A 2,605-nucleotide genomic window follows, 5' to 3' on the forward strand; every position below is an offset into this window, starting at 1 on the left:
CCTTCACCAGCGGGGCCTACAGCGCATTCTGGGACAACGCCGACACAACATGGTTCGACGCGACGGACACGCCCCTCTTCGCAACCGACGCCACCGGAATCGTGGCCACGAGTAACTTCCAGGGTACGTCGAGCTTCACCGGTATCGATAATACTGGCAGCAGCGCATATATGTACCAAACCGGCGTGGAAACGAGCCTCGATGAGATTTTTGTTGGCACGGACTTTAACGGGGCGTCCGGATGGGTTGTCTCGTTGGACGTCCCCGAACAAGCGGTCCCCGCCCCAGCCACGCTTGCCCTTCTCGGCCTCGGCCTCCTAGGGCTGAGACTGCGCCGTAAAGCTTAACAAGAACTCCTGATGTACCAGCTCACTTCGGTGAGCTTTTTTATGGATGACGGCTTCTGGCCGAACTTTGACATAGAGATAATGATGCATATCACGTATAACAAGCGCAAGCACTCGGAACAATTTTCCGCTTCGCTCCAAATTGTTCGGTGTTGCGAGCGTTAAATGTTCACAAAGGTATTAGCAAAAAAATGAACATCATTGAGCGGTTCAAGAGATTAAAAATTTGGGGGAAACTTGGTGTAGTAGGGTCTTTGGCATCGATATTAGGGCTCCTTTCCGCAATCTATGCTCTTGATAACTCGTCGAGTTTTTCTAGCATATCTGTAGATAATCAGAGTTCGTATGTGGGTAACGCTCGCGACGTTGAAATTCATAATAACTATGCGTCTGTAAAAGAAAATGATAGGCAGTTATTAGAGGAAGGTTTTGAGAGTCTGCTACCTGATGGAATTCGTTCTAAAACATTTAGGTATGCAGAGACTATGCTAGGAGTTCCGATTGAAGAGTATGAGAATACCCGTGTTTACGAAAAATCTGGGTATAGAGTAAAATTATTTGGCGGAAATAAAAAGTCATATAATTCAATAGAGTATGGTCCTTTACCGAATGGAAATCACAGTCATTTACCTAGCCCTAAAAGGATTGCAGTAGATTTTCCAAATACTTCTCTTGGGGAGTTCACAGCAGGACTTGGGTCTTGCCGTGTGTCAGACTGGAACTATGGCGCGAATGGGCGTTGCATGAATTACCTTGAGATTGAATGTGGTGGAAGCCAGGCTGATTCCGGACTTTATTATAGAGCTGGTGTTCATAGCTGCTTTTATCAAACCAGTCATATTCCGAATACTTCGATTGATGAAATATTTTGGTTTCCGAAAGTTTCAGAGGATGAGGCCTTGGGTGAGACGCACATTCTAAATACAAAAATCAATTTTGTTGCGATATCTACTGTTAAGCGGGAATGCCCAAGGGCTGCAGGTTGCGAATAAAGTAATTTAATAAAGCACTGCTGCGGACACGCTGCTGAGTGCAGTGTTAAGGTGACAGACCAGAAATGAGCATTGATGTGGATTCGCTACCGAGATATGAAAAAGTAAAAATGATATTCCTCGGTCTTATTCTGGCGTGTGCTCTGTTTGTGTACGGGGCGTACGCACTTGTTCAAGCCAGTTGTACTTTAATTGGAAAAGGTAACTCACCAATTGGAACATTGGTTACCTTTTATGGAACGGAGTCAAGATTACTAAGTACCATCTATATAGGTGCAGGGCTTTGGCTTTTGCGGGAAGTTTCTTGAGCAAGTGCCATGCATATAAGCAAGCCAAAGCTATATCATGGGCTGGTGCGCTTACATTGCTTTTTGGGGCATCTTCGCTGGCGATCATTTTATGCCTACCATTGCTCTGATAATAGAAACCTTAACAATCAGCTGCACTGGATAAATTTTTGAACCGGGCATTGCACAATACAGGTTTATTACGAATGAAATACCCAATTACTGGCTCATGCCAATGCGGACAAGTTACCTACAAGCTCTCTAAACCTCCGATTGCTGTAGCCGCGTGTCACTGCAAGCAATGTCAAAAGCTTTCGGCGAGCGCCTTTAGCCTTACGGCAATGATAGATTCAGACGCCATTGATATAACTGGTGAAATGAATGAGTGGAGCAGGGTTGCTGCTAGTGGAAATACAAGCTCAGCTAAGTTCTGCCCGGTGTGCGCTAACCACATATACCATTACAATCCAGATAACCCACAACACCTAATGTTGAAGCCGTCCACGCTTTCAGATACAAGTGATATCAACCCAACCATTCACGTTTGGGTTTGTGAAAAGCAAGAATGGGTACAAATACCAGAAGGTGTGTTGAGCTATGAGACACAGCCCTAGGCGGCTAACAAACGCGTCAATTAGAACGCTCAACTTCACCGGCTAGAACAAACACCTCCCCAACAAAAAAGCCCCCGCCGGATTACTCCGACGGAGGCTTTTTCTTAAGCAAAATCTAACTTAAGCCAATCGCTACTTAACCCAACTGAGCCAAAAAGCGATCTGCAATTTCCAGATCGTAATTGCCGTCACCGCTGCCCAGGTGTTCGTTGAGCATGGAGCGCTTCAGGAACAGGTGACAAGGGTGCTCTGACGCCATGCCGATGCCGCCGTGCAGTTGCAGGGCTTCTTCGGAGACACTGGCAAACATGGAGCAGGCCATCAGCTTGGCTTTTTTCGCCATTAACTGACAGTCGCTGTCGGCC

General features: G+C 46.3%; 4 protein-coding genes. 3 read left to right on the top strand and 1 reads right to left on the bottom strand.

The window, feature by feature from the left end:
• From ACTG33_RS16915 to ACTG33_RS16925, 3 genes are all read left to right on the top strand, one after another.
• A partial coding sequence (locus ACTG33_RS16915) for a PEP-CTERM sorting domain-containing protein (protein WP_439136411.1) occupies window positions 1-347 on the top strand: 347 nt, incomplete at its 5' end.
• Between the two features lie 191 nt (window positions 348-538).
• Window positions 539-1,339: a hypothetical protein gene (locus ACTG33_RS16920; protein WP_439136413.1), complete on the top strand. Its 801-nt coding sequence runs from the start codon at window positions 539-541 to the stop codon at window positions 1,337-1,339.
• Between the two features lie 493 nt (window positions 1,340-1,832).
• Complete coding sequence (locus ACTG33_RS16925) at window positions 1,833-2,240, top strand: GFA family protein (RefSeq protein ID WP_439136415.1); 408 nt, start codon at window positions 1,833-1,835, stop codon at window positions 2,238-2,240.
• A gap of 136 nt (window positions 2,241-2,376) precedes the next feature.
• On the opposite strand, the gene ACTG33_RS16930 is transcribed toward ACTG33_RS16925, so the two are convergent.
• The coding region (locus tag ACTG33_RS16930; protein ID WP_439136417.1) for an acyl-CoA dehydrogenase family protein at window positions 2,377-2,605 on the bottom strand (229 nt) is incomplete at its 5' end.

Source organism: Pseudomaricurvus sp. (genome assembly GCF_965662505.1).
GTDB lineage: Bacteria > Pseudomonadota > Gammaproteobacteria > Pseudomonadales > Cellvibrionaceae > Pseudomaricurvus.

Excerpts from the sequence above, each read along its gene's own strand:
- ACTG33_RS16920 (WP_439136413.1), top strand. The coding sequence starts at position 539 with ATGAACATCATTGAGCGGTTCAAGAGATTAAAAATTTGGGGGAAACTT.
- ACTG33_RS16925 (WP_439136415.1), top strand. The coding sequence starts at position 1,833 with ATGAAATACCCAATTACTGGCTCATGCCAATGCGGACAAGTTACCTAC.